This window comes from Kitasatospora sp. NBC_01539 (assembly GCF_045040525.1).
Taxonomy (GTDB): domain Bacteria; phylum Actinomycetota; class Actinomycetes; order Streptomycetales; family Streptomycetaceae; genus Kitasatospora.
Map to the genome: position 1 here is coordinate 7,727,183 of NZ_CP109390.1, position 22,230 is coordinate 7,749,412.

The 22,230-nt window shown below is 75.5% G+C and carries 17 protein-coding genes; 3 read left to right on the forward strand and 14 right to left on the reverse strand.

The window, feature by feature from the left end:
* Positions 1 to 35: 35 nt before the first annotated feature.
* From OG335_RS33490 to OG335_RS33510, 5 genes are all read right to left on the reverse strand, one after another.
* A complete protein-coding gene (locus tag OG335_RS33490) occupies positions 36 to 1,115 on the reverse strand; it encodes an LLM class flavin-dependent oxidoreductase (protein ID WP_405014892.1) in 1,080 nt (359 codons plus the stop codon).
* The gene (locus tag OG335_RS33495) at positions 1,112 to 2,479 is read right to left on the reverse strand and encodes an NtaA/DmoA family FMN-dependent monooxygenase (RefSeq protein ID WP_405014893.1); all 1,368 of its coding nucleotides are present in this window, start codon (positions 2,477 to 2,479) and stop codon (positions 1,112 to 1,114) included. Before OG335_RS33495 ends, OG335_RS33490 begins: the two co-directional genes overlap by 4 nt.
* 55 nt (positions 2,480 to 2,534) lie before the next feature.
* Complete coding sequence (locus OG335_RS33500; RefSeq protein WP_405014894.1) at positions 2,535 to 3,743, reverse strand: LLM class flavin-dependent oxidoreductase; 1,209 nt, start codon at positions 3,741 to 3,743, stop codon at positions 2,535 to 2,537.
* A 173-nt stretch (positions 3,744 to 3,916) separates the two neighbouring features.
* The gene (locus OG335_RS33505; protein WP_405014895.1) at positions 3,917 to 4,039 is read right to left on the reverse strand and encodes a putative leader peptide; all 123 of its coding nucleotides are present in this window, start codon (positions 4,037 to 4,039) and stop codon (positions 3,917 to 3,919) included.
* 234 nt (positions 4,040 to 4,273) lie between these two features.
* Positions 4,274 to 5,971: an ABC transporter family substrate-binding protein gene (locus OG335_RS33510; protein ID WP_405014896.1), complete on the reverse strand. Its 1,698-nt coding sequence runs from the start codon at positions 5,969 to 5,971 to the stop codon at positions 4,274 to 4,276.
* 365 nt (positions 5,972 to 6,336) lie between these two features.
* On the opposite strand from OG335_RS33510, the gene OG335_RS33515 reads away from it, so the two are divergent.
* From OG335_RS33515 to OG335_RS33525, 3 genes are read left to right on the forward strand one after another with little or no spacing between them, the layout of a single operon-like run.
* Positions 6,337 to 7,320, forward strand: coding sequence for an ABC transporter permease (locus OG335_RS33515; protein ID WP_405014897.1), 984 nt, complete (start codon positions 6,337 to 6,339; stop codon positions 7,318 to 7,320).
* Positions 7,320 to 8,285, forward strand: coding sequence for an ABC transporter permease (locus OG335_RS33520; RefSeq protein WP_405014898.1), 966 nt, complete (start codon positions 7,320 to 7,322; stop codon positions 8,283 to 8,285). The genes OG335_RS33515 and OG335_RS33520 overlap by 1 nt, the downstream gene beginning before the upstream one ends.
* Positions 8,282 to 10,375 carry a dipeptide ABC transporter ATP-binding protein gene (locus OG335_RS33525; RefSeq protein ID WP_405014899.1) on the forward strand — a complete coding sequence of 698 codons (2,094 nt, stop codon included), beginning with the start codon at positions 8,282 to 8,284 and terminating at the stop codon, positions 10,373 to 10,375. The genes OG335_RS33520 and OG335_RS33525 overlap by 4 nt, the downstream gene beginning before the upstream one ends.
* Before the next feature lie 58 nt (positions 10,376 to 10,433).
* Here OG335_RS33525 and OG335_RS33530 read toward each other — a convergent pair whose 3' ends face one another.
* The 9 genes from OG335_RS33530 to OG335_RS33570 form a co-directional block, all read right to left on the reverse strand.
* The gene (locus OG335_RS33530) at positions 10,434 to 10,553 is read right to left on the reverse strand and encodes an ALQxL family class IV lanthipeptide (RefSeq protein WP_405014900.1); all 120 of its coding nucleotides are present in this window, start codon (positions 10,551 to 10,553) and stop codon (positions 10,434 to 10,436) included.
* Positions 10,550 to 13,363, reverse strand: a complete 2,814-nt coding sequence (lanL, locus tag OG335_RS33535; protein WP_405014901.1) for a class IV lanthionine synthetase LanL — start codon at positions 13,361 to 13,363, stop codon at positions 10,550 to 10,552. The genes OG335_RS33530 and lanL overlap by 4 nt, the downstream gene beginning before the upstream one ends.
* 62 nt (positions 13,364 to 13,425) lie before the next feature.
* Entirely contained in the window at positions 13,426 to 14,007 is a 582-nt protein-coding gene (locus OG335_RS33540) for a GAF domain-containing protein (protein WP_405014902.1), read from the reverse strand.
* On the reverse strand, positions 14,007 to 14,864 hold the full coding sequence (locus OG335_RS33545; protein ID WP_405014903.1) for a S8 family peptidase: 858 nt from the start codon (positions 14,862 to 14,864) through the stop codon (positions 14,007 to 14,009). The genes OG335_RS33540 and OG335_RS33545 overlap by 1 nt, the downstream gene beginning before the upstream one ends.
* Complete coding sequence (locus tag OG335_RS33550; protein WP_405014904.1) at positions 14,861 to 18,244, reverse strand: adenylate/guanylate cyclase domain-containing protein; 3,384 nt, start codon at positions 18,242 to 18,244, stop codon at positions 14,861 to 14,863. Before OG335_RS33550 ends, OG335_RS33545 begins: the two co-directional genes overlap by 4 nt.
* Positions 18,245 to 18,314: 70 nt before the next feature.
* Positions 18,315 to 18,515, reverse strand: coding sequence for an aroma-sacti cluster domain-containing protein (locus tag OG335_RS33555; RefSeq protein WP_405014905.1), 201 nt, complete (start codon positions 18,513 to 18,515; stop codon positions 18,315 to 18,317).
* Positions 18,515 to 19,222 carry an iron-containing redox enzyme family protein gene (locus OG335_RS33560; RefSeq protein WP_405014906.1) on the reverse strand — a complete coding sequence of 236 codons (708 nt, stop codon included), beginning with the start codon at positions 19,220 to 19,222 and terminating at the stop codon, positions 18,515 to 18,517. Before OG335_RS33560 ends, OG335_RS33555 begins: the two co-directional genes overlap by 1 nt.
* The gene (locus OG335_RS33565) at positions 19,219 to 20,295 is read right to left on the reverse strand and encodes a radical SAM protein (protein ID WP_405014907.1); all 1,077 of its coding nucleotides are present in this window, start codon (positions 20,293 to 20,295) and stop codon (positions 19,219 to 19,221) included. The genes OG335_RS33560 and OG335_RS33565 overlap by 4 nt, the downstream gene beginning before the upstream one ends.
* The gene (locus tag OG335_RS33570; RefSeq protein ID WP_405014908.1) at positions 20,277 to 22,208 is read right to left on the reverse strand and encodes a BTAD domain-containing putative transcriptional regulator; all 1,932 of its coding nucleotides are present in this window, start codon (positions 22,206 to 22,208) and stop codon (positions 20,277 to 20,279) included. Before OG335_RS33570 ends, OG335_RS33565 begins: the two co-directional genes overlap by 19 nt.
* Between the last annotated feature and the right edge of the window lie 22 nt (positions 22,209 to 22,230).

The window sequence follows — 22,230 nt, forward strand, 5'->3', positions numbered from 1 at the left end:
GCTCACGGTGCGGGGTGCTCACGGCGTGGCGGTGCTCACGGTGCGGCGGCCGGTCCGGGCACCGCCGGGCTGCCCCAGCCCCACGGCGGGTCGGGGATCCCGTGCCGCAGGGCGGGGGCGATCGCCGACTGGAAGAGTTCGAGGCTGTCGCGGTGCTGGGTCCCCGTGAGCCCCCCGGCGTCCGCGTGCAGGTGCAGCACGCTGTGCCCGAGCTGCTCGTGGTAGCGGTGCACCTTCTCGATCACCTGCTGCGGGCTGCCGATCAGCGCGGAGCTGCGCTCCACGAAGTCCTCCAGGGTGGTGAACACCGGCTCCAGGCCCATCCGGCGCTGGAGGGCGAGCTGTCCCTCGAAGACCGGCCGGTAGACGGCGAGCGCCTGCTGCGAGGTCGGGGCGGCGTAGTAGCCCGCCGTGCCCGCACCGACGGTGGCCAGGGCGGGGTCGTGCCCGTGGTGCTTCCACCGCTCCCGGTAGTGGCGTACGAGCGCGGCGTACGGGCCGATGCCGTGGGTGACGTTGGCGGAGAACAGCGGGTCGCCGTACCGCGCCGCGAGTTCGACCGACGCGCGGCTGGTGGCACTGCCGTGCCAGACCCGCACCGGTTGCTGCAGCGGGCGCGGCCACACCTCGGCCCCGGTCAGCGCGGGCCGGAACCGCGGGGTGGCCGTGACCCTGTCGTTCCGCCAGATCCGGCGGAACAGCTCGTACGACTCGGCGTTGCGGTCCCACTGGTCCTCGGGGCCGACGTGGAACAGGTCGCGCTGCGCCGTGCCGTTGCCCTTGCCGATGATCAGCTCCAGCCGGCCGTCCGACAGGTGGTCGAGCGTGGCGTAGTCCTCGTAGGCGCGCACCGGGTCGAGCAGGCTGAGCGTGGTGACCGCGGTGAAGAGGCGGATGCGGCGGGTGAGGGCGGCGATGTGACCGAGCACCACCGGCGGTGCGGAGGAGATGAAGGGGCGTTCGTGGCGTTCGCCGACCCCGAAGCCGTCGAAGCCGAGCTCCTCGGCGAGGAGCGCGTTGCCGACGACCTCGCGGAAGCGGTCGCGGGTCGACGGCAGGACGCCGGTGACAGGGTCGGGGGCGTGCACGATCAGGGTGATGGCGAGGAACTTCACGACGCCGCCCCCGCCGCCGTGCCGGGCGTGTCCAGCCCGAGGTGCTCGCGGAGCGTCGTGCCCTCGTACTCGGTGCGGAACACGCCGCGCTCCTGCAACAGCGGCACCACGGTGTCGGCGAACTCGTCGAGCCCGCCGGGCGTCAGGTGCGGCACGAGGACGAATCCGTCGCTCGCGTCCGCCTGCACGAAGCCGTCGATCGCCGCGGCGACCTCCGCCGGGGTGCCGACGAACGACTGCCGCCCGTTCACCTCGATGACGAGGTCACGGATGGACAGGCCCTTCGCCGCGGCGAGGTCCCGCCACTGCCGGGCGACGGCCACCGGGTCGCGGTGCATCCGCACGTCGGCCCGGCCGCGGGCGACGGTGTGCTCGCCGACGAGCGGATCGACGGCCGGGAGCGGACCGTCGGGGTCGTACGCGCTCAGGTCGCGGTTCCACACCTGCTCCAGCAGCCGGATCGCCGTGCGGCCGCCGATCTGCTGACGGCGGATCACCCCGGCCTTCTCCTGCGCGTCGGCGGCGGTGTCGCCGAGGACGAAGGTGGCGGCGGGCAGGATCTTCAGGTCGCCGGGGGAGCGGCCGTACCGGGCCAGCCGTCCCTTGACGTCCGTGTAGAACGCCCGGCCCGCCTCCAGGGTGCTGTGCCGGCTGAAGACGGCGTCCGCGGAGGAGGCGGCGAACTCGCGGCCCTCGTCGGAGTCACCGGCCTGCAGGACGACCGGGCGGCCCTGCGGGCTGCGCGGCACGTCGAAGTGGCCCGTGATGTCGAACTGGCTCACGTGGTGGTCGAACCGGCCCGCCTCCGGGTCGCGGAGGAAGACGCCGGACTCCTTGTCGGCGGCGATCTCGTCACCCCGCCAGGAGTCGAAGAGCTCCCGGGTCGCGGCGAGGAACTGCCGGGCCCGCAGGTAGCGGTCCTCCTGGGCGAGGTACCCGCCGCGCCGGAAGTTCGCCCCGGTGAACTCGTCCCACGAGGTGACGACGTTCCAGGCGGCACGACCCGCCGAGAGGTGGTCGAGGGAGGCGAACTGCCGGGCCACCTCGTACGGTTCGTTGAAGGTGGAGCTGATCGTCCCGGCCAGGCCGAGCCGGTCGGTGACCGCGGCGAGGGCGGCCAGCACGGTGAGGGTGTCGGGGCGGCCGACGACGTCGAGGTCGTGGATCTCGCCGTTCTGCTCGCGCAGCCGGAGCCCCTCGGCGAGGAAGATGAAGTCGAACCGGGCGCGTTCGGCGGTCCGCGCCATGTGGGCGAAGGAGTCGAAGGCGATCTGGCTCCCGGAGGCGGGGTCGCTCCAGACGGTGGTGTGGTTCACGCCGGGGAAGTGCGCGGCGAGGTGGATCTGCTTGACGGGCTTGGACATGCGAGGGGCCCCCACGGTCTCTGCTCGGCGGACGGTCGGACGGTGTCGGCAGGGGTCACCCGGCGGCGGCGTACCGGTTCGCCGGGCGGGGCAGGCCGAGCAGTCCCCGCAGGGTGCCGGCCTCGTACGCGGTGCGGAACACGCCGCGGCGCTGCAGCTCCGGGACGAGGCCGCGGGTGATCCGGGTCAGGTCGTGCGGCAGCGCGGCGGGCCGCAGCCGGAAGCCGGTCAGCCCGGCCCGCTGCCAGTCCTCCAGCAGGTCGGCCAGGTCGGCGGGTGTGCCGGCGAAGACGTGGGCGTCGCTCGTGTACGGGGCACCGGCCCGTTCGTCCAGGCGCGCCCTGCGGTCGGCGGCGGCCCCGGTGGTGTCGTCCAGGACGACCACGAGGTCGCCGAAGACGTGCACGGTGTCGTCGGCGCGGCCCGCGGCGGCCTGTTCGGCGCGGATCGCGGCGGTGACGGCGCCGACCTGGGCGGCGTCCCGGGGGGTGACGTAGCCGAGGTCGGCCGAGCGGGCGACCAGCCGGTAGGGAACCGCGGCGTGCGCGAGGGCGGTGACGAGCGGCTGGCCCTGCGGCGGCCGCGGCGTGATCGACGGGCCCTTGACGCCGAACCGGCTGCCCTCGAAGTCGATGTGGTGCAGCTTGTCGCGGTCGACGAACCGGCCGGTGGCGACGTCCCGGATCTCCGCGTCGTCCTCCCAGCTGTCCCAGAGCCGCCGCAGCACCTCGACGTAGTCGCCGGCCTCGTCGAAGAGATCGGCGACCGCGGCCTGCCCGGCCGGGTCGCCCGGGTCGTCGAAACGGACCCGGGGTGCCGGGCGCCGTCCGAAGTGCGCCGCCTCGTCGGCGCGGGCCGACACCTTGACGCGTACGCCGGCCCGGCCGCCGCTCACGTGGTCGAGGGTGGCGACGGCCTTCGAGAGGTGGAACGGCTCGGTGTGCGTGACGACCGCGGTCGGCACCAGGCCGATGTGCCGGGTCAGCGGGGCGACCCGGGCGGCGACCAGTACGGCGTCCAACCGCCCCCGCACCCGGTCGGTGCGCCCGTCCGGCCCGGCGGGGTCGGAGGACTGCAGGGCGAGCGCGTCCTCCAGGGTGACGAAGTCCAGCAGGCCCCGCTCGGCCTCGGCGACCAGGCCGGCCCAGTAGCCGGCCGTGAGCAGGTCGGACGGGCGGGCGTCCGGCTCCCGCCAGGCCGCGGGGTGCCAGCCGGCGCCGTCGAGAGCGACGGCCAGGTGGAGGGGCGTGCGCGAGGGGGACATGGGCCTGTCGCTTCCTGTCGGAGTGGCAGCCCTGCCCGCGCGGAGGGGCGGCGGGGCGTGCCGAAGGGATCGGCGGCGGGTGGGCGGCGCGCGCACGGCGGCGTCGGCGGAGGCCGACTCCCGGGCCGCGGGTGCCGAGCCGGGAGACGTGGTGCCGAGCGGGGAGCGCTGCCTCAGCGCGGACAGAGGGCGCTGGCGACGCGCTGCAGGTCGACGTGGCGGCGCGCGTACGCGCCGACGGTGCGGTGGAAGGCCACGGGGGTTCCGTCCGTGGGCAGTTCGGATGTCCGCTGCACGCCCGTCACCTCCGTCCCGTCGGCCTGCATCACCTGCGTGCACGCTATCCCCGGACCGGGGCCCGCACAATCCCCACCCGGCGGCCCGGCCCGGGGCCGGCGGGCCTCCGGCGCGGTCGAGCCGTGCCGACGGTGGAGTGAGGCGGGGTGCCGTCCGGCGCCGCAGGCCGCAAGCGCCGGTCGCCGCACGCCGGTCGGCGTGCGGCGACCGGCGTGCGGCGCTTGCGGCGGGGCCTACTTCTCCCAGCCGACCGAGGTGATGACGGTGTCCGCCAGGCTGCCCGCGCCGAAGTTGGCGAGGCCCTTGCGGACGGCGACGATGCTGGGGCGCTGGTAGAGCTCGACGGTGTGGGCGAGTTCCCAGATCTTCACGTCGGCCTGGTTGTAGAGCTCGGCGGCCTCGGCGGGGTCGAGGGTGGCGGCGGCCTTGCGGAGCAGGGTGTCGATCTCGGGCGTGCTGAGCTTGGAGTAGTTGCCGAAGACGTTCTCGCCCTGGGGCGCGCGGTAGATGGGCACGGTCTTCGAGAGGGGGAAGGAGCCGGTGTTGCGCCAGCTCGCCAGGTCGAAGCGGCCCTCGTTGATGTACTTGGAGAAGTACTCCTTGCTCGGCACCCTGTCGACGGTGAGCTTCACGCCGACCTGCTGCAGCATGCTCCGGACGGCGGCGGCGAGGTCGGCCTGGGCCTGGGTGGAGCCGTCGCTCATCACGTAGTGGAGCTCCAGGGGGGTGCCGTCCTTGCTGCGGGTGCCGCCGGCGTCCTTCCAGCCGGCGGTGTCGAGCAACTGCTTGGCGGCGGACGGGTCGTAGGTGACCCAGTCGCCGGCGTTGGCCCGGTAGCCGTTCTGGTTGGTCATGAAGAGGTGGTTGTCGAGGGGCTTGAACTCGACGGGCACGCCCTGGTTGACGATCTTGATGAGCGAGGCCCGGTCGAGGGCCTTGCCGAGCGCCTGGCGGACCGTCCGGTCGGCGAGGGCGCCGTTGCCGCCGAAGGAGATGTGCACCTCGTCCCAGGGGGTGCCGGTGCGGATCGCGGCGTCCTTGGAGTCCTTCAGCTGCCCGTAGGCGGTGGCGGTGCCGGCGGAGGCGTAGTCGACCTCGTTGTTGAGGAACGCCTGGGTGATGGCGGCGGAGTCCAGCACCCGGTAGGTGATCCGGTCGAGCTTGGGCTTCGGCCCCCACCAGGCGGGGTTCGGCACCAGGGTGATGGTCTGGGCGGTCTTGTCGGCGGTGCCGACAGTGAACGGGCCGCCGACGATCGGGACCTTCTCGATCCACCCCTCGTTGAAGGCCTGCGGGGTGGCGATGCCGGCCGCCGGGAGCAGCGGGTTGAAGAGGCTCTGCCAGTCGGCGTACGGCTCGGTGAACGTCACCCTGACCTCGGTGGGGTCGGCACCCTGCTCGACGGCGGAGATCTGCTCGTAGCCGGAGGAGTCGGAGAGGTTGTAGGCCGGGTCCTTGCCGTTGGAGGCCTGCCAGACGGCCTTGAAGTCCTGGTAGCCGAGGGCCTTGCCGTCCGACCACTTCGCCTTGGGGTTGAGGCGGTAGGTCACGACCTGCGGGGAGGTCGAGGTGACCTTCGCGGACTCCAGGTACTCGGGCACCGCCTGGTAGACGCCCTTGGCGTCGGAGCGGAAGAGCTTCGCCTCGACATAGCCCATGATCTCGACGGCGTCGCCGTAGGTGCCGTCGACCTGGTACGGGTTCCACTGGGTGATCCACTGCTGGAGCGGTTCGCGCAGCTCGCCGCCGTCCTTGATCCGGTCCAGGGGCTGCGGGTTGTTGTCCTCGGCGTCCCGGGTGGGTGTGACGGTCTTCGCCACGTCGTCCGCCGTGCCGCCGGAGGTGCCGGAGCAGGCGGTGGCGGCCAGGGCCAGCGCGACGGCGGCGGCCGCGGTGCGGCCGACTCTGCGGGTGGCGAGCGTTGCGTCCATCGGGAGTTCCTCGGGGGTCTCGAAGAGCGGGACGGCCGCCAGGTGTGGCGGCACTTGAACGTGGGCAGCCAAGTCGGTGCCGACGGGCAGAAGGTAACAGCGGATCAGATCGGCTACCAGGGGGCGATGTTCAGAACTGATCGAAACGAAACAGGCCGCAATGCGGCCGCAACATCCCGTCCGTATCCGTCTGATCGACTGTGACCTGCGTGTTCGCCGACCCCGGCCGAAGCGCCCCGCGACGCCACCCGGCACGGACGACCCCTCCGTGCCGTGGAACCGTGCGCGAACCTGCTGCAAACACCCCTTGAGCGAAGGCGAACGACCATGTCCACCAGGCGTGCGAACCACCCCGGCGGTGCCCGGTGACCCGCTATCTGGCGAAGCGGCTGGGCTACCACGCCGTCCTCCTGGCCGTCGCGGTCTTCCTCGCCTACGCGCTCTCCTGCGCCGCACTCGGCCCGCGGGCCTACTTCGAGGCCAAGCAGCCCCGTCCGTCCGCCGCCGCCGTCGACCGGCAGCTCACCGCGCTCAACCTCAACGACCGCACCCCGGTCGTGCGGCGCTTCGCCACCTGGGCCGACGGGCTGCTGCTCCACGCCGACCTCGGCCGCACCATCCACAACACCTCCGTCAACGAGGAGTTCGGCCGCCGCATCGGCGTCTCGCTGCGGCTGCTGCTCGTCGGCAGCCTGCTCGGCATGGTGCTCGGCGTGGCGGGCGGCGCCTGGAGCGCGGTGCGGCAGTACCGGTTCTCCGACCGGGCGCTGACGGTCTTCTCGTTCGTGCTGCTCTCCACCCCGGTCTTCCTCGTCGCCCTGTTCCTCAAGAACGGCGCGATCGCCGCCAAGGACGCGGCCGGCCACGAGGTCGTCCCGTTCACCGGCTACGAGACGCCGAACCTCGCCGGCGGCCCCGTCACCCACCTCGGTGACTGGGCCCTCCACCTGCTGCTGCCCACCCTCTCGCTGGCGCTCGGCGGCCTCGCCACGTACAGCCGCTACCAGCGCTCCACCATGCTCGACGTGCTGGGATCCGACTTCCTGCGCACCGCGGAGGCCAAGGGCCTCACCCGCGGCCGGGCGCTCGTCCGGCACGGCCTGCGGACGGCGGTCATCCCGATGTCGACGATGTTCGCGTACAGCTTCCTCGGCATCTTCACCGGCGCCGCCTTCACCGAGACCATCTTCGGCTGGCACGGCATGGGGGAGTGGTTCATCCAGGCCGTCAACGAGCAGGACGTCAACGCCGTCGTCGCCGTCAACCTGTTCGCCGCCGTCGTCGTCCTGGGCGCCGGCTTCCTCGCCGACGTCCTCACCGCGGCGCTCGACCCCCGGGTGAGGTACTGATGACCACCACCGTGCTCCCCGGCGCCGCGCCCGCCCCGGTCGACGGCACCGCCCCCGCCGGCCGGCTGCGGCTCGTCCTGGGCCGGCTGGCCGCCGCCCGCGGAGTGCTCGTCGGCGCCGCGATCCTGCTGCTGCTCTTCCTGCTCGCCTTCCTCGGCCCCCACCTGACCCCGTGGGACTACGCCACGCCCAACTACGCGGCGATCCGGCAGCCCCCCTCCGCCGACCACTGGTTCGGCACCAACGGGATCGGCCAGGACGTCTTCGCGCAGACCGTCCGCGGGCTGCAGAAGTCCCTGGTCATCGGCCTGCTGGTGGCGCTGCTCTCCACCGTGCTGGCGTCCCTCGTCGGCGCCTGCGCCGGCTACTTCGGCGGCTGGGCGGACCGGGTGCTGATGTTCCTGGTCGACCTCATGCTGATCTTCCCCGGGTTCCTCGTCATCGCGATCGTCTCGCCCCGGCTCCGCGGCACCGGCTGGATCGCGTTCGTCCTGCTGATCGCGCTGTTCAACTGGATGATCACCGCCCGGGTGGTCCGCTCGATGACGCTCTCCCTCCGGGAGCGCGAGTTCGTCCGGGCCGCCGAGTTCATGGGCGTGCGGCCGTTCCGCATCGTCCTGCGGCACATCCTGCCGAACGTCTCCTCCTTCCTCATCATCGACGCCACCATCACCGTCGGCGGCGCGGTCATGAGCGAGGCCGCCCTCTCCTACTTCGGCTTCGGCGTCCGCGCCCCGGACGTCTCCCTCGGCACCCTGCTCGCCGCCGGCACCGGCGACGCGCCGGTCTTCCCCTGGCTGTTCTACTTCGCCGCGGCGCTGCTCGTGCTGTTCGTCCTCGCCGTCAACCTCGTCGGCGACGGCCTGCGCGACGCCCTCGACCCCACCGCCGACGCCGCCCGCCCCGCCCGCCGCCTCCGGGCCGCCCGCCCCTCGTCCCGCCGACCGCGCCGGAGCACCCCGTGACCCCCGCCCTGCTCGAAGTCCGCGACCTCACCGTCGACTTCGGACCCCTGCCCGCCGTCCGCGGCGTCGACCTGCACCTGCGGCACGGCGAGACCCTCGGCATCGTCGGCGAGTCCGGCTCCGGCAAGTCCGTCACCGCCCTCGCCGTCCTCGGCCTGCTGCCCTCCACCGCCCGCGTCGGCGGCTCCGTGCGCCTGGAGGGCCGCGAACTCCTCGGGCTGCCCGGCCGCGAACTCGCCCGCATCCGCGGACGCAAGGTCGCCATGGTCTTCCAGGACCCGCTCTCCGCGTTCACCCCCGTGCACCGGATCGGCGACCAGATCGCCGAAGCCGTCCGCATCCACCAGCCCGTCGACCGGGCCGCCGCCCGCAGACGCGCCGCCGAACTCCTCGACCTCGTCGGCATCCCCGAGCCCGGCAAGGCCCTCGACGGCTTCCCGCACGAGTTCTCCGGCGGCATGCGGCAGCGCGCCATGATCGCGATGGCCGTCGCCAACGGCCCCGACATCCTCCTCGCCGACGAACCCACCACCGCCCTCGACGTCACCATCCAGGCGCAGGTCCTCGACGTGCTGCGCACCGCCTGCCGTGAGACCGGCGCCGCCCTCGTGCTGGTCAGCCACGACCTCGGCGTCATCGCCGGCATGGCCGACCGGGTCGCCGTCATGTACGCCGGGCGGGTCGTCGAGAGCGCGCCCGTGGACGCCCTCTTCGCGAACCCGCGGCACCCCTACACCCTCGGCCTGATCGGCGCCGTGCCCCGGCCGGACGGCCGCGGCGGGCCGCTCGTACCGATCCCCGGCCGCCCGCCCGCCCCCGGCGAGAGCGGGCCGGGCTGTCCGTTCGCCCCGCGCTGCCCGCTCGTCGAGGACCGCTGCCGCACCGCCGAACCCCCGCTCGCCCGCACCGCCGTGCACCCGCTGGAGAACGCCCGCACCGCCGAGCCCGCGCTCGCCAGCGCCGGCGACCACGCGGCCGCCTGTGTCCGCGCCGAGGAGCTGGCCGCCCGCGCCCCCGCCCCCGGCGACGTCTACCCGATGCCCGAACCACCCGCCCCCGGCCCGGCCGAACCGCGCGCCGAACGCGAACAGGTGCTCGCCGTCACCGGCCTGACGAAGACCTTCCCCCGGCTCAGGGGCGTCGTCTTCAAACGCACGGTGGGCGAGGTCTACGCGGTCGACGGCGTCGACCTCGACATCCGGCGCGGCGAGACCCTCGGCCTGGTCGGCGAGTCCGGCTCCGGCAAGTCCACGACCCTCTACGAACTCATGCGCCTGGCCCGCCCCGAGGGGGGCCGGATCGAACTCCTCGGGCACGACACCGCCGCGCTCGACCGCGCCGCCCGCCACCGGCTGCGCGCCCGGCTGCAGATCGTCTTCCAGGACCCGGCGGCCGGCCTCGACCCGCGGATGCCGATCGGCGACGCCATCGCCGAACCGCTCCGCGCGCAGCACGCCCCGCGTGAGCGGATCGCCCGGCGCGTCCCCGAACTCCTGCGCCAGGTCGGCCTGGACCCGGCGCACGCCGACCGCTACCCGCACGAGTTCTCCGGCGGCCAGCGGCAGCGGATCTCCATCGCCCGGGCGCTCGCCGTCCGTCCGGAACTCCTCGTGCTGGACGAACCGGTGTCCGCGCTCGACGTCTCCGTCCGGGCGGGCGTCCTCAACCTCCTGCAGCAGCTCAAGGCCGAACTCGGCCTCGCCTACCTCTTCGTCTCGCACGACCTCTCGGTCGTCCGCCACCTCGCCGACCGGGTCAGCGTGATGTACCTCGGCCGGACGGTCGAGGCGGGCACGGTGACCGAGGTCTTCGAACGGCCCCGCCACCCGTACACCCGGGCCCTGCTCGCCGCCGTGCCCCTGCCCGACCCGGTCGCGGAACGCGCCCGGGCCCGGGTGCTGCTCGCCGGTGACCCGCCGTCGCCGACCGTCCGTCAGGAGGGCTGCCGCTTCCGCGCCCGCTGCCCCGTCCACGCGGTGCTCGACACCACCGGCCGGAGCCGCTGCGAGCGCGAGAGCCCGCAGCCCGCCGGGGCCGCGCCCGGCGTCGACCACGTCGCGGCCTGCCACTTCCCGCACGGCGCGCCGTAGGACACGCCCGGCCGCCGCCCCGTGCGGGGCGGCGGCCGGGCGGCCGTGCACGGGCGGGCTACTGCTCCGCCCAGTCGGCCCAGTCGCTGGACCAGCAGCTGATGATGGGGCAGATCCAGCCGTCGTCCACCTGCACGTCGAGCTCCAGCTGCTGGAGCGCGTTCACGTCGGTCGTCATGTCGAACACCTCCCTCCGCCGGAGTCGGGGGCTCCCTCGTGGGGGAGCCACGGTCGCGTCCCGCCGTGCCGCAGCCTCACCAGCAGGCCGAGCAGCCCTGCCAGGCCGGTGTTGTACGCCGCACTGACACCGGTCAGGGTCTCGTCGGGGGCGAGCACGAGGTCCTCGTGGAGGACGTGCCGCGCGTGCACACCGGCGACCAGCCCGTGCGCCCGGCGGCGGTGGTGAGGGTCGTCGAGGGCGTCGGCGAGATCCAGCAGGAACTGCGCGTCACCCGCGAGGCCGTGGCAGGCGGCCGGTGAACCGCGGTGCCGTCCCCGGTGGACGGCGACCGCGGCCGCCTCCGCGGTCTCCCGGTGGCGCGTGTCGCCGGTGGCCCGCCAGAGGCGGACGAGGAAGGTGCCGATCCCGGACGCACCGCTGCACCAGTGCGGCGCGTGGGTGGGAGTCCCGGCGCGGCGGTCGTCCGCGGCCCACCCGGCCGCGCCGTCCTGCGGGCGGGCGGCCGTCAGCAGCGTCTCGCCGGCCTGCTGCGCGGCCGCCACGAAGTCGTCGCGCCCGGTGGCGAGTCCGGCCAGCAGGAGGAACGTGCCGACCCCGGCGACCCCGTGGCCGAAGCCGTAGTGGGCGATGCCGGCGAGGTCCGAGTCGAAGCCCCGCGGTACGGGCCAGACCGTGCCCGCGCGTCCCGGGGCGGCCGCCGCCAGCAGGTGCTCGGCGGCGGTGACCGCGCGGGACCGGAAGCCGGGGTCGCCGGTGGTCCGCCAGAAGTGCAGCTGGGTGAGGCCGGCGCCGGCCGCGCCGTGCAGGACGTCCGGGTTGGGCCACCGCACCGGGACGGCGCGGGCGAGCCGGACGGCGTGCCCGGCCAGGGCGTCGTCGTCGAGCAGCCGGGCCGCGTCGAGCAGGGCCCACGCGGTGCCGGAGCGGCCGAAGTACAGGCCCGGGAGGTGCGGTCCGGGCCCTTCCGTACGGGCGGCGATCCAGCGCGCGGCCTCGGCGACGCCGGCGTGCAGCCGCGGGTCGGGCCGGTGCCGGCCGGCGGCGGTGAGCGCGCCGAGCACCCCGGCGGCGCCGTGCTGCACGTTCAGCGGGTCGGTCCGCTCGCCGGACGGCCCGGCGGGCCAGAGCCGCCGCGGGTCGTGCGGGGTCATGCTGTCGAGGAGCCAGGTGAGGCCGTCGTCGAGCATCCGGTCACCGGCGGCGCCGTCCGCCGGCGCCGGTACGGGTGCCGGTGCGGGGACGCGGGCGGGGCCGGCGTCCGGCCGCGGCCGGGCGAGGTGGGCCCGCAGCCGGTCGGGGCCCGGGCGTGCGGCGGGGTCCTCGGCCATCATGGCCAGCACGGTCCGCCGGTGGGCCCGCGTGCCGGGCCCGTCCGCGAGGACGGCGCCGACGAGCAGGGCGAGGCGTTCGTCGTGCCGGCGGAGCGCGGGCCGGTCCGGGGCGAGCACGGGGTCGGCCCCGGTCAGCACGTGGAGGAACACCGCCCCGAGGCTGAAGTGGTCCGCCTCCTGACCGGGCGCCCGGCCGTCGCCGTCGGCCGTCTCCGGCGCGGAGTACCCGGGCGTGCGGACCCGCCGCACCGGGCTGCCCGGCTCGGCGACGGCCTCCGGGTCGATCAGCAGCACCTCGTCGTCGGGCGTCACCATGACGTTGTCCGGCGAGAGGTCGCGCAGCACCAGGCCCAGCCGGTGCACCTGTGCGACGACGCGCGCCAGCGCGCGGACGGGGCCCGTGGGCGGCGTGCGGCCCGCGTCGAGGTGGTCGGCCGTCCAGCGGCGCAGGGTCCGGCCGGGCACGCGATCCTGCACCAGGTAGTGGTTGCCGCCCTGCACGAGGAGTCCGTGCACCCCGGGGGCGATCCCCAGCCCGGCGAGGCGCGCGTACACCGCCGCCTCGTGGTGCAGCAGGTCGGTCGCGTCGGTGCCGGTGAGGGTCGCCCCGACGTGGCTGCGGGCCTCCTTCACCACGACGTCCCGGCCGGTGGCGCGGTCCGTGGCGAGGTAGACCCCGCCGCGGTAGGAGTGGCGGAGCGCCGACCGGACCTCGTAGCGGTCACCGAGGAGGACGGCCGCGGGCCGGCCGGGCGCCGGGGACGGCCCGGATGCCGGGTCGTGGACGGGTGCCGGGTCGTGAACGGATGCGGGGTCGTGGACGGGTGCCGGGTCGTGAACGGGTGCCGGGTCCGGCAGGGGCGGGACGGCCCAGGCGGGCGGCGCGAAGCGGGCCTGCCTGCGGTCGCGGACGAGGCCGCCCGCCGGGGTGCGGAGCATCGGTTCGACCGTGCCGTCGACGGTGAGCCGGTCGGTGCCGCGGAAGACCCCGTAGCGGTAGTGCACGAGGCTGCCCGGGCGGTACGGGCGGTCGGAGAGGATGCCGGGACCGGGCAGGCCGGCGGTCGCCCGGTGGAGTGCCTCGGCGAGCCGCCGGAACTGCTCGTCGTCCGCCGGGTAGACGGTGACGAACTTGCCCCCGCTGCCCCGCTCCTGGTCGATCGCCACGAGGTTGGTCAGCAGGCGGGGCGTCCGGGCGAACTTGAACGGCACCCGCTCGCCGGCCAGCACGGCGGCGACGTGGGAGAGCACGGTGGGCGCCGAGAGCGGCGTGGCCGACAGGTGGAGCTTCCAGCCCTGCTCGCGGAGGACCGCGGCGGGCGGGGCGGCGAACCACCAGAGCGGCGAGGGGGCGAGCGACCAGCCGTGGGCGCCGCGGACGCGCAGCGCGGCGCGGACGAGGTCCGGGTAGAGCGCCGAGTCCCCGGCCCGGAGGGCCGCGGGGAGTACGGGGGGCGCGGCGGGCGCCGGTGCCAAGGCTGCTCCTTCGGGCGTCGGGTCCGGGGTCACGGCGGTGCCGGTCACGGCGGTGCGGGTGTTCAGGGCGTACCGGGCACGTTCAGCAGCTCGTGGAGCTGGGTGAGGAGGCGGGTCGCCGTGAGGTGGTCGTCGGGGGTGAGCACGCGGGGGGCGGCCGGCCGGTGGTGAGTGACCAGGCGCAGCGCCGTCGCGGCCTGCCGGGCGAACATCGACAGCAGTTCGAGTTCGTCGAGGCTGGAGCGGGTCTGCGGGGACGGGTCGAGGACTTCGAGCACGCCCAGCGTCTGGTGGTCGTGCAGGAGCGGTACGGCCATGAGCGCGTCGGGGACGTACTGGGTGGACTGCGCGAACGTGCGGTCGAAGGCGGTGTTCTGCGAGAGCCGGTCGACGATCATGGGTTCGCCGGAGGTGGCGACCCATCCGGCGATCCCGCGGTCGGCGGGGAAGCGGCGTCCGACGAGGAACTCCTCGCCCTGGCCGGAGACGGCCTGGAAGACGAGCTCGTCGGTCTCCTCGTCGAGGAGGAAGACGGAGCTGGCCTGGGCGCCGAAGATGGCTCTCGCGACGTCGACGACCGACTGGAGGAGTTCGAGGGCGACGGGGTGTGCGGACTGCGTGGCGGGCTCGGTGGCAGAGGACATCAGGCACCTTCGTGGCTGCGGGCGGTGACACGGACGTTGGCGGCGGAGAGGTAGAGCGCGTTCTTCAGCTGGAAGGTCGTCATCCGCGGGTTCGCGGAGAGGAACCTGGCGCAGAGCCCGGCGACGTAGGGCGTGGCGAAGCTGTTGCCGGTGCTGCGGATCGAGGTGCCGCCGAGCCAGGGCACCTCGACGTTCTGGCCGGGGGCGAAGAACTCCACGGGCGGGTCCGGGTTGTACAGGTGCAGGTCGGGGTCGTCCTCCTGGTGGCTGCCGACGGAGATCACCGAGGCGAACCGCCAGGGGAAGCTCTCCACGGGCGTGTTGTGGGCGGACGCGACGATCACGGTGCGGTCGAAGTACGCCGTGTCCGCGAGCGCGTGGAGCTCCTCGGCGAAGCGGGTACGGGTGGTGGACAGGCTCAGGTTCACCACGTCGAAGCCCTGCTCCACGGCCCATCGCAGACCGGCGAGGAGGATGTCGCCGGTGCCGGAGAAGCGCTCGCCCAGCACCCGCACGCTGTGGATCTCGCAGTCGGGTGCGGTGCGGCGGATGATCCCGGCGCAGGCCGTGCCGTGGCCGCACGTGTCGCCGGTGTCGGTGGCCCGCACCTCGATGCCGTCGCCGTCCTTGACGACGACCCAGGAACCGCCGAGCGGGCCGATCAGCGGGTGGTCGCGTTCGACGCCGGAGTCGACCACGCACACCCGGACACCGCGGCCGGTGCCCTGACGCGGTTGCTGCCGGGCGCCCGCGGGCACCCCGTCGGCGGTGACGGGGATGTCCTGGGGGCTCTTGCCGCGCAGGCTCCAGGTGAGCCCGCCGCCCCTGGGGATGCCCGTGGGGGCCGTGGTGGTCATGTGATGACTTCCCTTCTGCGCACGTGCGGGTTCGGTCCTGCGTCGGGCGCGTGCCCGGGTACGGCGGTGCCGTTGTCGGGCGCGTGCCCGGGTACGGCGGTGCCGTCGGCCGGCAGGAGGGCGGCGGCCCACCGGATGCCCGGCAGGTGTCCCTTCGCGCCGAACCACCGGCCGGCGCGGGCGGCGGCGGCGCCCGCCTCCGGGCCGTGGTCGAGCAGCAGCAGGGTGGTGGCCTCGTCGAGTGCGGCGTGGGCCCGCACCAGGGGGGAGTCGGTGCGGTCCGCGGCCCGGACGGCCCGCGCGGCGAGCCGCAGGGCGCGGTCGGCGTCGCCGCGGCCGGCGGCGAGGCGTGCCCGCAGGCCGTCGCGGTCGGCGGTCTCGGTGTCGGGGCCGCCGTCGGGCGGGGCGGCCTGCCCGTCGAGGAGGCGGCGTGCCTCCTCGGTGCGGCCGGTGTCCAGGTGGAGCCGGGCGGATTCCAGGGTGATGGTGCGCAGCAGCGACTCCGCGCCGAGGGCCCGGGCCGCCCGGGCGGCCTCGCCGAGCAGGTCGAGGGCGGTGTCGTGCGCGCGGGCGGCGGAGTGCACGGCCGCGCCGAAGAGCGGGAGGAAGACCTCGGCCTCGGCGAAGCCGAGTTCGCGGGCCAGCCGGTCGGCGCGCGCGAGGTGTTCGCGGGCGGCGTCGTGCTCGTCCTGGAGCGCGAGGAGCACGGCGAGCGGGCAGTTGAGGGTGACCTGTACGGTGCGCCGGCCCCGGCCGTGGTCGGCGAGGAGGGCGCGGCAGCGGTCCACGGCGGACGGCACCGGTTCGGGGCCCCGCCACAGGGAGATGCCGATCGCGCCCAGGGCGGCGGCGCGTTCGGGTTCGGCGTCGGCCCGGATGGTGTGGCGCAGCGCCCGGAGCAGCAGCCGGTCGGCTTCGCCGTGCCGGCCGCGGCCCTGGTGGTGCTGGGCCAGGCGCAGGCAGGCGCGGGCCTGGCCGAGGTCGTCGGCCGCTGCCTCGAAGATCGGCAGGACGGCCAGGGCGGCCTGCGGCACGGCGTCGGCGCCGGGGGCCGCGTCCACGGCGAGGGCGAGCCGGGCGTAGGCGCTCTCCTCGGGGTGGTCGACGGCGGCGAGCGCCTCGCCGAGCAGGGCGCGGCCCTGCTCGGTGCGGCCGAGGGCGAGGTGCACCTCGCCGAGCCTGCGGGCGGTCGGCACCGTGGCGGGCTCCCCGGGGTGGGTGAGGGCGGAGGCCCGGGAGAGCAGGTGTTCCGCGCGGAGGAGGTCGGAGCGGTCGAGGGCGCGGCCGCCGGCCTCGGCGAGTGCCTCCGCCGCGCCGCGGCGCAGCGTGTCGGTGTCGGTGTCGGTGATGCCGAGCTCGCGCCGGTAGCGGTGGGCGAGTTCGAGGTGCTCGCCGATGCCGGCGGGCCCGGCGGCGCGGGCCGAGGGGAGTGCTGCGGCGTAGGCGTGCAGGTCGGCGCGGGTGCGCTTGGACATGCACTGGTAGGCGACCTCCTGGACCAGCCCGCTGGTGAAGCGGAACGACGCCGGGTCGGCGGACGGCGGGGGAGCCGGTTCGATCAGGCGTCGGCGGCTGAGCCCGAGGAGGGCGGGGCGCAGCGAGGGCCGGTCCTGCGCGGGCCGGACCGGCGTGCTGCGGTCGGCGAGGTCGGTGAGCTCGTGCACGGTGAACTCGCGGCCCAGGACGGCGGCGAGGTCGAGGGCGCCGCGGTCGGCGGCGCCGAGCGCGTCGACCCGTGCGCCGAGGAGCGCCTGGACGGTGGGCGGCAGTTCGGCGGCCCGGCCGTCGCCGTCCCCGCCGCTGTCGGTGCCGTCGCCGTCGAGGGCGGAGAGCAGGTGCTCCAGGTGGAGCGGGTTGCCGCCGGTGCGTTCCAGCAGGGCCGGGCCGTCCGGGTGGCGGTCGGCGCCGGCGACGAGCTCGGCGGCGAGCCGCGTGCACTCCTCCGGCGACAGGCCGGTCAGGGTGACCGCGGTGCGCCGGGGGGTCGACCACGTCTCGGCGGCCTCCGGGCGGGCCGGGCAGAGGAGGAGTACGGCGGCGGGGCCGAGCCGGGTGACGAGCCGGTCGAGGACGTCCAGCAGCAGCGGGCCGGCCCAGTGGCAGTCGTCGACGACGAGGACGACCGGCCGGCGGGCGGCGAGTGCGGTGAGCACCCGCAGCAGGGCGCTGCAGGTCTCGTCCACGGACGGGTTGGGCGTGCCGTCGCGTAGGAGGCCGCCTTCGAGCACCGCCAGGGCCTCGGAGAGGGCGGGGCGTTCCTCCGGGGCGGCCGCGCGGTGCAGGTCGCACGGGCACGGGTCGTCCGCGCCGCCGCCCTGGGACGTGACGCCGTCCTGGGACGCGCTGCCGCCCCGGGGCGCGACGCCGCGCAGTGCGACGGCGTCGTCGTCGTGGGGTGCGTCGTCGTCGTGGGGTGCGGTGCCGTGGTGGGCTGGGGGGAGCAGGTCGGTGAGTGCGTCGGCGAGCGGTCCGAGGCTGCCCCGGCCGCCGTAGGGGCGGCAGCGTCCGGAGCCGTGCACGAGGGCGGTGGGGCCGGTGCGTTCCAGCCACTCGCGGACCAGCCGGGTCTTGCCCTGTCCGGCCTCGCCGGAGACGGTGACCAGCCGGGCGCCGCCGCCCGCCGCCGTCCCGGCGAACACCTCGTCGAGTGCCGCGAGTTCACGCTGCCGTCCGACGAAGCGCAGGTCGAAGCGGCGCAGCGCCTCGGGGTCGTCCTCGCCGAGCCCGAGCAGGCGGTGGGCGGTCACCGGGTCGGTCTTGCCCTTGAGCGTGAGGGGGCCTACCTCCTGGGCCTGCACGGTGGGGCCGGCCGCGAGGAGGGTGTCCGGGCCGATCAGCACCTCGCCGGGGCCCGCGTTCTGTTCGAGCCGGGCGGCGATGTTGACGGTCTCGCCGGAGACGAGGGCCTGCCGTGCGGAGGAGTCGGCCCCGGCGACGACCCGGCCCGTGTTGATGCCGATCCGGACGCCCAGGCGCACCCCGAGCGCGGCGTCGAGGTCGGTGTTGAGTTCGTCGAGGGCCTTCAGCATGCCCAGGGAGGCCGCGAGGGCGCGCCGCGCGTCGTCCTCCCGTACGGTCGGCACGCCGAAGACGGCCATCACGGCGTCGCCGATGAACTTCTCCAGCGTGCCTCCGTGCGTCTCGATCTGACGGCGCATCAGTTCGAAGTAGCGCAGGGTCACGCCGCGCAGGGTCTCCGGGTCGAGGACGCCGGAGAGCGCGGTGGAGCCGACCATGTCGCAGAACAGGACGGTGACCACCTTGCGGCCCTCCTGGGGCGCGTCCGCCGGTCCCTGCGGGGCCTCGGCGCACGGCGTGCCGCAGGACGGGCAGAACCGGGCGCCGGACGGCAGCGACTGGCGGCAGTAGGTGCAGGGCATGCCGGTCCACCTTCAGCGTGATCGTCGGACGGAGACGGGGCCCCGCACGGGGCGCCCGCGTCCCGCGGGGTCAGAACAGTGCGCCGCCGGCGATCTCGGCGTGCGCCTGCACCTCGGGCCCGACCTCGTCCAGCCGGTTCTTGATGTCGAGGAGCAGGGTGAGCTCCTGCGGGCTGAGCTCCTCCAGGACCTCCTGCTGCTCCTCGGTGAAGGCGTCGAGGGCGAAGCCCGCCTCCTCCAGCCGGCGCAGGGTGTGCTGCCGATCGGTCATCACTGGCCTCCGGGTGCGGTGAGCCTGACGAACAGACGGGTGATCCCGTCCGCGGTGTGGAGGGCGCTGACGGCCACGGCGGTGAGCTGTGCGGGCGTCAGCGGCAGCTCGTCGAGCAGGGCGTCGAGGTCGGCCGCGTGGCCGCCGTCGAGTGCGGCGTGCTCGTGCACCGTCCGGAACGCCGCCGGTGGCAGTCCGGTGTCCCGGGCGAGCCGCCGGGCCAGCCGGGGCGAGGGTGCGTTGTGCTCCAGGGTGAGGACGTAGCCGAGCAGGGCGACCGGGTGGTGGTGCTCGATCCAGTAGTACTGGGCGCCGACGAGCTCGGCGACGGCGGTCGGCGGCTGTGCGGCGAGCAGCGCGGCCGGGTCGCCGCCGGCGACGGCGAGGTCGTCGAGCAGCCAGGCGTCGTGGTCGCGCTCCTCCTCGACGTGCGCGGCGAGGTAGCGGCCCAGCCGGTCGGCGAGCGGGTCGCCGGGGCTCTCCGCGCAGCGGCGGGCGGCCAGTTCCATGAGCGGGACGGACGCCCGGACGAGCGCGTGCATCGCGCCGAGGTAGCGGAGGTAGCGGGGGCGGAGGCCGGCGGGCTGCCACAGGGCCGCGCAGGCCGCCTGCAGGGTGGGCGCGGCGAGCGCGAGCCGGGCCCGCAGCACGGCCGAGGCGGTGGGCGGTGCCGGGGCGGTGCCGGGTGCGGGCGGGGAGACGGTCACGGCCGTCCCCCGTCGGCGGTGAGGGTGACGAGGTCGGCGTAGGCGGAGGTGCCGTGGCGGCGGACGAACGCGGCGGGGCCGGCCGCCCGCTGGGTCTGCGCGGAGTGGCGGTCGAGGAGTTCGCCGACCGGTCCGGCGCCGTCCCGGGCGGCCCCCGCCAGCACCGCGGGCCGGTCGGAGAGGGTCCGGCAGGTCGCGCAGTAGCCGCGGTCGGGTGCGTCGGGCGCGTACCGGGCGCGGAGGTGTCCGGGCCCCACGACGCGGAGCATCCGCAGCACGGGCGAGGTGAGGGAGCGGCGGCGCACCGTGCCCCAGTCGTCCTCGGCGACGTGCCCGAGGAGCAGGTGGGCGGGCACGGGCCGGGCGTCCACCGCCCGCTGGTTGCAGCAGGCCACGACCGTGCCGTCGAAGGCGACCGTGGGCCAGGCGGCCATCGGGCAGGGCACGGCCGCGCCGCCGTCCGGCCGGGTCGTGGCGCCGGCCCAGGACGCGGCGCGCCCGACCGGCCGGACGTCGTTCACGAGCATCGGCACCCGGTCGGCGAACGCGGCGCGGATGTCGGCGACGAGCCCGGCGAGGTACGGGTCGTCGGGGCCCGTCCCGGTCAGGTGGAAGCTGGCGGGCACCCCCGCGTCGAGGATCCGCCGTACGGCGGTGAACACGTCGGCGCGCGCCACCTCGCGTTCGTGGTGGGCGTCGAGGCTGGCCGAGAAGTGGTCGGCCGCCGTGATCGCCCGCATGATCCGCGCCGGCACGGGCCTGCCGCCGCGGGCGAAGAACATGCCGCTCAGCAGGGCGGTGCGGGTGCCCGCCGCGCGGGCCAGGGCGGCGAGCCCGGCCGCCAGGCCGGGGCGCAGGAGCGGTTCGCCGCCGGTGAGCAGCACGACCTGCGGGGCGTCGGCGGCGGTGAACGAGGCGACGAAGCGGCGCAGCCGGTCCGCCGCGGTCTGCTCGCCGGCCATCGTGGAGGAGGTCGAGCAGTGGGCGCAGGACAGCGGGCACCGGCGGGTGAGCGTCAGCAGGAGCCCGGCGGCCGGGACGGGTCGCAGCGCGATCAGCTCGCCCAGTTCCACGTGCCCTCCTCTTCCGCGTGGTCGTGCGGTGTCGTGAGCACTGTGGCGCCCACCGGTCCGGGACCGGTTGCCCGGTGGTTCTCAACCGGCATATCCGCTGCTCCGGCCGGGGCGGCGGCCCGCTCCTCGCGCCCGCCGAGCTCCCGCAGGTAGAGGTGAGCCAGCCGGGGCAGCTCGTACAGCGCCGCGTGCGCGGTGACCTCCGTCGACGGGGAGACCAGCGCCCCGGTGTGGATGAGCAGTTCCAGGACCCGCAGCGCGGCGGGCTCCGGACAGCCCAGGGCCGTCGCGGCGTCGCCGAGGGTGAAGGGCCGTGCCAGCGGCAGCCGTCCGAGGCGGAGCATCGCGGACCGGCCGATGTCGGTCAGCGCCTGCCAGCCGTCCGCCATCCGGTTCCGGACGGCGAGGTCGCCGACGGCGAGCTCGTCCATGACGGCCTCCGGCTCGGCCAGCCGGGCCGCGTACTCGGCGAGCGGCAGGTGGCGCAGCACGGCCAGCCGCTGGCCGCTGATCCGTACGGCCAGCGGCGAGAGCCCGCCGGCCTCGACGATCCGCCGGGCCGAGGCGCGGTCGGCGCGGACGCGGGACGGGCCGATGATGCGGCCCAGCAGTTCCATCGCCTCCTCGACGGTCAGCGGCGCCAGGGCGATCCGGTGGACACCGGCCAGCCCGGCGAGCCACGACCGCGAGGCGATCACCGCCGCGCCGGCCCCGGTGCCCGGCAGCAGCGGCCGCACGGCCGCCTCGTCGGGCGCGTTCTCCAGCAGCAGGAGGACCCGGTGCTCGGCGAACCAGTCGCGCCACAGCGCGGCGGCCTGCGCCGGGTGGTCGGGCAGCAGCGCGGTGACCCGGTCGAGCCGGGCGGCGCGGGCCAGCTCCCCGAGGACGGCGGTGAGCGGCCGCTTCGCCCCGTCCGCCCGGCGCAGGTCGACGAGGAGCCGCCCGTCGGGGAAGTCCTCGCGCAGGGTGTGCGCCAGATGCACCATCAGGGTGCTCTTGCCGGTGCCCACCGGCCCGACGAGGAGGGCGACGTGCCCGTTCCTGCGCCGTACCGCCTCCCGCAGCTCCGAGAGCTGCTCCCGGCGGCCGGTGTAGTCGGGGGTGTCGGGGGGCAGCAGCGTGCGGGTCGGCGCCCGGCGCGGGGCGGCCGCCGCAGGGGCGGAGGCCGCGCCGAGGGTGCCGGCGAGCACCACCCGGTACACCTCCTCCATGGCGGCGCTGGGCGCCAGGCCCAGCTCGCGGGCGAGCAGCTGACGCAGCGACTCGTACACGGCGAGGGCCTCGTTCTGGCGCCCGGCGCGGTGCAGCGCGATCATCTGGACGGCCCGCAGCCGCTCCCGCAGCGGGTGCTGCTCGGCGACGTCGGCGACCGCCTCGGCGACCTCGGCGTTGCGGCCGCGCACCGAGGCGATCTCGGCCCACGTCTCGTAGGCGGAGAGGTAGCGGTCGGTCAGCCGGTCGGCCTCGGCCTGCAGCGGTTCGGAGTCCGACAGCTCCGCGAGGGGTCGGCCCTGCCACAGGTCGAGTGCCCGGCGCAGCAGTTCGGCGGCGGTGTCGTGCTCGCCGCTGCGGGCGGCCTCGCGTCCTGCCGTGGCCAGCGCGCGGAAGTGCAGGGTGTCGACCTCCTCCTCCGTCACGTGCAGCAGGTAGCCGCCGGGGGCGAGGGCGAGCCGGCCGGGCCGCTCGGCCTCGCAGAGGAGGCGGCGCAGGGCCCAGACGTACTTCTGGAGGTTCTTGCGGGCGGTCCGGGGCGCTTCACCGGGCCAGACGGTGTCGGCGAGGGAGTCCACCGACACGGGGGTGTTGGGGCGGCACAGCAGCATGGCCAGGACGGCCCGCTGCTTCATCGGGCCGAGGGGCAGGGTGCGTCCGCCGCTCGTCACGGTGAGCGGGCCGAGCAGTGAGAACCTCACGGTGCACGGGGATTCCTTGTCG

Coding starts and splice junctions, on each gene's coding strand:
- OG335_RS33495 (WP_405014893.1), bottom strand. CDS start 2,479: ATGTCCAAGCCCGTCAAGCAGATCCACCTCGCCGCGCACTTCCCCGGC.
- OG335_RS33500 (WP_405014894.1), bottom strand. CDS start 3,743: ATGTCCCCCTCGCGCACGCCCCTCCACCTGGCCGTCGCTCTCGACGGC.
- OG335_RS33510 (WP_405014896.1), bottom strand. CDS start 5,971: ATGGACGCAACGCTCGCCACCCGCAGAGTCGGCCGCACCGCGGCCGCC.
- OG335_RS33520 (WP_405014898.1), top strand. CDS start 7,320: ATGACCACCACCGTGCTCCCCGGCGCCGCGCCCGCCCCGGTCGACGGC.
- OG335_RS33530 (WP_405014900.1), bottom strand. CDS start 10,553: ATGACGACCGACGTGAACGCGCTCCAGCAGCTGGAGCTCGACGTGCAG.
- OG335_RS33540 (WP_405014902.1), bottom strand. CDS start 14,007: ATGTCCTCTGCCACCGAGCCCGCCACGCAGTCCGCACACCCCGTCGCC.
- OG335_RS33545 (WP_405014903.1), bottom strand. CDS start 14,864: ATGACCACCACGGCCCCCACGGGCATCCCCAGGGGCGGCGGGCTCACC.
- OG335_RS33550 (WP_405014904.1), bottom strand. CDS start 18,244: ATGCCCTGCACCTACTGCCGCCAGTCGCTGCCGTCCGGCGCCCGGTTC.
- OG335_RS33555 (WP_405014905.1), bottom strand. CDS start 18,515: ATGACCGATCGGCAGCACACCCTGCGCCGGCTGGAGGAGGCGGGCTTC.